The sequence below is a fragment of the Enterobacter sp. genome, assembly GCF_977039595.1.
Window position 1 is genome coordinate 22,689 of sequence record NZ_CDRQYH010000050.1, and the last position, 6,000, is coordinate 28,688.

The following is a 6,000-nucleotide window of genomic DNA, read 5'->3' on the forward strand; positions in this document are numbered from 1 at the left end:
AAAAAAAGGTTTTGCCCCTGAAAAGATGAACATTCTGCATAGCGCGTTTTGCGCAACAGGAATATATTGAAACGTTACTCGACAAACGATGCATAAGGTTTTCTATGACACAACAGCCACAAGCCAAATACCGCCACGACTACCGTGCGCCGGATTATCTGATTAGCGAAATCGATCTGACTTTTGACCTGGATGCCACTAAAACCGTTGTTACGGCGGTGAGTCAGGTGACGCGCCACAGCGCAACTGCCGTGCCGCTGCGTCTGGATGGCGAAGACCTGACGCTGGTCTCCCTGCATATTAACGATGAAGCCTGGTCGGACTATAAAGAAGAAAACAACCAGCTGGTCATCGACAACCTGCCGGAACAGTTTACGCTGCGCATCGTGAATGAAATCAGCCCGGCCGCCAATACCGCGCTGGAAGGGCTTTACCAGTCTGGCGTGGCGCTGTGTACCCAGTGTGAAGCGGAAGGGTTCCGCCACATTACCTGGTATCTCGATCGCCCGGACGTCCTGGCGCGCTTCACCACCAAAATCATCGCCGATAAAACCCTGTATCCCTTCCTGCTCTCCAACGGCAACCGCGTGGGCGAAGGCGAGCTGGAGAATGGCCGTCACTGGGTTCAGTGGCAGGATCCGTTCCCGAAACCGTGCTACCTGTTTGCGCTGGTGGCGGGGGACTTCGACGTGCTGCGCGACACCTTCAAAACACGCTCAGGCCGCGAGGTGGCGCTGGAGCTGTTTGTTGACCGCGGCAACCTGGACCGCGCGCCGTGGGCGATGACCTCGCTCATCAACTCCATGAAGTGGGACGAGGAGCGCTTTGGCCTCGAATATGACCTCGACATCTATATGATCGTCGCCGTCGATTTCTTCAACATGGGCGCAATGGAGAACAAAGGGCTGAACGTCTTTAACTCCAAATACGTGCTGGCGCGCACCGATACCGCCACCGATAAAGATTATCTCGACATCGAACGCGTCATCGGCCACGAATATTTCCACAACTGGACCGGTAACCGCGTCACCTGCCGCGACTGGTTCCAGCTGAGCCTGAAAGAAGGCCTGACCGTCTTCCGTGACCAGGAGTTCAGCTCCGATCTGGGGTCACGCGCGGTGAACCGCATCAACAACGTGCGAACCATGCGCGGCCTGCAGTTTGCAGAAGATGCCAGCCCAATGGCGCATCCGATCCGCCCGGATAAAGTCATTGAGATGAACAACTTCTACACCCTGACGGTGTACGAAAAAGGCGCAGAAATTATCCGTATGATCCACACCCTGCTGGGGGAAGAGAACTTCCAGAAAGGGATGCAGCTCTACTTCGAGCGTCATGACGGCAGCGCGGCCACCTGCGACGATTTTGTGCAGGCAATGGAAGATGCTTCTAATGTCGATCTTTCCCACTTCCGCCGCTGGTACAGCCAGGCCGGTACGCCAATTGTTACCGTCAAAGACGACTACAATCCGGAAACCGAGCAGTACACGCTGACCATCAGTCAGCGCACGCCGCCGACGGCAGAGCAGGAAGAGAAATATCCGCTGCATATTCCGTTCAGCATTGAGCTGTACGATAACGAAGGCAAAGTCATCCCACTGCAGAAGGGCGGCCACCCGGTACACCACGTATTGAACGTGACCCAGGCCGAGCAGACCTTTATCTTTGATAACGTCTACTTCCAGCCGGTGCCTGCTCTGCTGTGCGAATTCTCCGCGCCGGTGAAGCTGGAGTACAAGTGGAGCGATCAGCAGCTGACGTTCCTGATGCGTCACGCGCGCAACGATTTCTCCCGCTGGGATGCGGCGCAAAGCCTGCTGGCGACCTACATCAAGATCAACGTAAACCGTCACCAGCAGGGCCAGCCGCTGTCGCTGCCTGTGCACGTGGCTGACGCGTTCCGCGCGATCCTTCTGGATGAGAAGATTGACCCGGCGCTCGCCGCTGAAATTCTGACCCTGCCGTCAGCAACGGAAATCGCCGAGTTGTTCGAGATTATCGATCCGATCGCGATCGTGGCGGTGCGTGAAGCGCTGACCCGTACGCTGGCTGCTGAACTGGCGGACGAGTTCCTCGCCATTTATAACGCCAACAAGCTTGATGCTTATCGCGTTGAGCACGCGGACATTGGTAAACGTTCTCTGCGTAATACCTGCCTGCGCTACCTGGCGTTTGGTGAAACCGAGCTGGCGAACACCCTTGTGAGCAAGCAGTATCATGAAGCGGATAACATGACCGACGCGCTGGCCGCTCTGGGTGCAAGCGTTGCCGCTGAGCTGCCGTGTCGTGATGCGCTGATGCAGGAGTACGACGACAAGTGGCATCAGGATGGCCTGGTGATGGACAAGTGGTTCATCCTGCAGGCGACCAGCCCGGCGGCCGATGCGCTTAGCAACGTGCGCAGCCTGCTGAAGCATCGTTCCTTTACACTGAGCAACCCAAACCGCGTGCGTTCGCTGATTGGCGCGTTTGCAAGCAGCAACCCGGCCGCGTTCCACGCCGAAGACGGCAGCGGTTATCAGTTCATGGTGGAAATGCTGACCGAGCTGAACAGCCGTAACCCGCAGGTGGCGTCGCGCCTGATTGAGCCGCTGATCCGTCTGAAACGCTACGATGCGAAGCGTCAGGCGAAAATGCGTGCCGCGCTTGAGCAGCTGAAAGGGCTGGAAAACCTGTCTGGCGATCTGTACGAGAAGATTGCTAAAGCCTTAGCGTAATAAAAGTTAACCCGGCCCTCTCCCTGTGGGAGAGGGCCGGGGTGAGGGCATCAGGCATTAGCCTTAGCTTGCTGTAACTCCGTACCTCCACGCTTCATCACCCGATCCAGCACTTCCGCTTCCAGCTCCGCCAGTCTTGCCGAGCCCACGCGACGAGGCCGCGGAAGATCCACTGTCAGATCCAGACCTATTTTACCATCTTCTATTAACAGCACCCGGTCGGCCATTGCGACGGCTTCGCTCACGTCATGCGTCACCAGCAGTACCGTAAAGCCGTGTGCTTGCCAGAGAGATCCAATCAAATCCTGCATTTCGATTCGCGTCAGGGCGTCGAGCGCGCCCAGCGGTTCATCAAGCAACAGCAGGCCCGGACGGTGAATTAACGCGCGCGCCAGGGCCACGCGCTGCTTCTGTCCACCCGAAAGGGCTGCAGGCCATTCATCGGCTCGATTTTCCAGCCCAACGGCGGCCAGCGCCTGGCGGGCTTCATCCCTCCAGTTGCCCTTAAGACCGAGCCCGACATTGTCGATAACCGTTTTCCACGGCAGCAGGCGCGCGTCCTGGAACATCATGCGGGTATCGTACTGGATATTCGAAAGCGGCGTTGTCCCTGCCAGAATGTCGCCGCCGTTGGGGGCTTCCAGCCCGGCCAGAAGCCGTAGCAGGGTACTCTTTCCACCGCCGCTGCGCCCGACAACGGCCACAAATTGTCCGGCGGGAATATGCAGATCCAGCCCGTTAAGAATGGTGTTTTCACCGTAGCGTTTGGTGACGCCGTTCAGCAGTAGCGGTGTCCCCTGATTCAGTCGTGCAGTATTCATGCTTTCGCCTCCTGAAGTGTATAGGCCGGGTTCCAGCGCAGCCAGATGCGCTCCAGCCACTGGGCGCTGACGTCGGCGAGTTTGCCTAGCAGGGCGTAAAGGATAATCGCAACCACCACCACGTCCGTTTGCAGGAATTCGCGGGCGTTCATCGCCAGGTAGCCAATCCCGGAGTTGGCCGAGATGGTTTCCGCCACAATCAGCGTTAGCCACATCAGGCCGAGCGCGAAACGCACCCCGACCATAATGGAGGGCAGGGCGCCCGGCAGGATCACGTGAATAAACAGGGAAAAACCGGACAAGCCGTAGCTGCGTGCCATCTCGACCAGACCGCGATCGATATTGCGGATGCCGTGCCAGGTGTTGATGTAAATGGGGAAAAGCGTGCCCAGCGCCACGAGGAAGATCTTGGCGCTCTCATCAATCCCAAACCACAGGATGACCAGCGGGATCAGCGCCAGATGCGGCACGTTGCGCAGCATCTGGATGGAGGTGTCCAGCAGCCGCTCGCCCCAGCGTGAAAGACCGCTGATCAGGCCCAGGACCAGACCGATGCTGCCGCCGATGGAAAACCCGATCGCCGCGCGCCAGGAGCTGATCGCCAGGTGCTGCCACAGCTCACCGCTGATGCTCAGCGACCAGAACGCTTCTACAACACCCTCCGGAGAGGGCAGAATGCGGCTCGACAGCCAGCCGGTGGACGACGCGAGCTGCCAGAGAGCCACAATGCCGACGGGTAAAAACCACGGCGCGGCGCGCAGCAGCCATTTTTGTGAGGTGGCAGACATGGTCGCTCCTTAGCTCTGTGCGGCTTTACGTGGAATGAATTCGTTCGCCACGGCTTCGCCCTGCAGCTGGAGCCGCTGCGGCTGCGGAATTTCCGGAATGGCGACATCCAGGTGCGGGAATAACAGCTCGCCGACCTTGTAGGCCTCTTCCAGGTGCGGATAACCGGAGAGAATGAAGCTGTCGATACCCAGCTCGGCGTATTCGTTCATACGTGCAGCTACGGTCGGTCCGTCGCCCACCAGCGCCGTGCCCGCACCGCCGCGCACCAGACCAACGCCCGCCCACAGGTTCGGGCTAATCTCCAGATTCTCGCGCTTGCCGTTGTGCAGGGATGCCATCCGGTGCTGCCCGACGGAGTCGGTTTTGGCAAATGCGGCCTGGGCTCTGGCGATCGTTTCATCATCCAGATGGGAGATTAGGCGGTCCGCCGCCTGCCAGGCTTCTTCACTGGTTTCGCGCACAATCACATGCAGGCGAATGCCGAAGCGCACCTTACGGCCATGGGCGGCCGCCTTAGCGCGTACCTGGGCAATTTTTTCTTTCACCAGCTCAGGCGGTTCGCCCCAGGTCAGATAGAGATCGACCTGTTCTGCCGCCAGATCCTGGGCCACATCCGACGATCCGCCAAAATAGAGCGGCGGTCGCGGCTGCTGTACCGGCGGGAAGTAGAGTTTCGCGTCACGAACGTGAATATGCTTGCCTTCAAAGGTAACGGTTTCACCTTCCAGCAGGCGTCGCCAGACGCGGGTGAACTCGGCGGAAGCTTCATAGCGTTCGGTATGGTCGAGGAACACGCCGTCGCCTGCCAGCTCCTGCGGATCGCTGCCCGTCACCAGGTTAAACAGGGCGCGGCCGTTGGATAGTCTGTCCAGCGTTGCCGCCTGGCGTGCCGCCACGGTAGGGGAGACGACGCTTGGACGTAAGGCAACCAGGAACTTCAGACGCTGGGTGACCGGAATCATTGATGCGGCGACCAGCCAGGCATCTTCACATGAACGTCCGGTCGGGATGAGCACCCCAGTGAAACCGATTCGGTCCACCGCCTGCGCAATCTGCTGCAGGTAGCCGTGGTCAACCGGGCGCGAGCCCTCTTCTGTACCAAGATAGTGTCCATCACCGTGGGTGGGTAAAAACCAGAAAAGATTCAGACTCATGATTTAGCTCCTTCTTTGCCTGCGGGCTGCCAGATGCGTTCGCGAATAGTGACCTGTTTTGGCACCAGGTGGTTTTGATAGAAAAGGTCAGCCGTTTGTTGCTGAAGTGCGGCGACGTGTGCGTCCACCGGGGTAATGGTGGTCGGCGGACGGTGGTTGAGATAGCTCGCGATCACCGGCTCAGGTAAGCCCATGGTTTTCGCCAGCAGGGAAATGCTCTCCTGACGCTGGGTCTGTGTCAGGGCATCGGCCTGGGTAAAGGTATCCAGCACGCCCTGAATAAATGCGCCGTTCTTTTCCGCATAAGGACGTGCGGCCAGATAGAACGAGCCGGTCTGCTTCAGCGTGGTACCGTCTTTCAGCACGCGAACGCCGCCCTGCAGCAATGCGGCGGAGTAGTACGGGTCCCAGATGGCCCAGGCATCAACGTTCTTCTGCTGGAACGCGGCGCGCGCGTCAGCGGGAGTCAGGTAGACGGGCTGAATGTCGGTGAACTTGAGTCCGGCCTCTTGCAGAGCT

5 protein-coding genes are annotated in these 6,000 nt (G+C 58.9%); 1 reads left to right on the forward strand and 4 read right to left on the reverse strand.

Annotated elements, in window-relative coordinates; genetic code table 11:
• Positions 1-104: 104 nt before the first annotated feature.
• A complete protein-coding gene (pepN, locus tag ACWYRJ_RS14855) occupies positions 105-2,717 on the forward strand; it encodes an aminopeptidase N (protein ID WP_115874643.1) in 2,613 nt (870 codons plus the stop codon).
• A 50-nt stretch (positions 2,718-2,767) separates the two neighbouring features.
• On the opposite strand, the gene ssuB is transcribed toward pepN, so the two are convergent.
• From ssuB to ACWYRJ_RS14875, 4 genes are all read right to left on the reverse strand, one after another.
• On the reverse strand, positions 2,768-3,538 hold the full coding sequence (ssuB, locus tag ACWYRJ_RS14860; RefSeq protein ID WP_149366278.1) for an aliphatic sulfonates ABC transporter ATP-binding protein: 771 nt from the start codon (positions 3,536-3,538) through the stop codon (positions 2,768-2,770).
• Positions 3,535-4,326 (reverse strand): aliphatic sulfonate ABC transporter permease SsuC, encoded by a 792-nt coding sequence (ssuC, locus tag ACWYRJ_RS14865; RefSeq protein ID WP_455508175.1) that lies wholly within the window; start codon positions 4,324-4,326, stop codon positions 3,535-3,537. Before ssuC ends, ssuB begins: the two co-directional genes overlap by 4 nt.
• 9 nt (positions 4,327-4,335) lie before the next feature.
• Positions 4,336-5,481: an FMNH2-dependent alkanesulfonate monooxygenase gene (gene ssuD / locus ACWYRJ_RS14870; protein WP_455508176.1), complete on the reverse strand. Its 1,146-nt coding sequence runs from the start codon at positions 5,479-5,481 to the stop codon at positions 4,336-4,338.
• Positions 5,478-6,000 (reverse strand): aliphatic sulfonate ABC transporter substrate-binding protein (locus ACWYRJ_RS14875; RefSeq protein WP_455508177.1); only part of this gene is annotated, 523 nt, incomplete at its 5' end. The genes ssuD and ACWYRJ_RS14875, both read right to left, overlap by 4 nt.

What these genes read in the sequence shown, in the direction of transcription:
- pepN (WP_115874643.1), top strand. Translation starts at nt 105, where the DNA reads ATGACACAACAGCCACAAGCCAAATACCGCCACGACTACCGTGCGCCG.
- ssuB (WP_149366278.1), bottom strand. Translation starts at nt 3,538, where the DNA reads ATGAATACTGCACGACTGAATCAGGGGACACCGCTACTGCTGAACGGC.
- ssuC (WP_455508175.1), bottom strand. Translation starts at nt 4,326, where the DNA reads ATGTCTGCCACCTCACAAAAATGGCTGCTGCGCGCCGCGCCGTGGTTT.
- ssuD (WP_455508176.1), bottom strand. Translation starts at nt 5,481, where the DNA reads ATGAGTCTGAATCTTTTCTGGTTTTTACCCACCCACGGTGATGGACAC.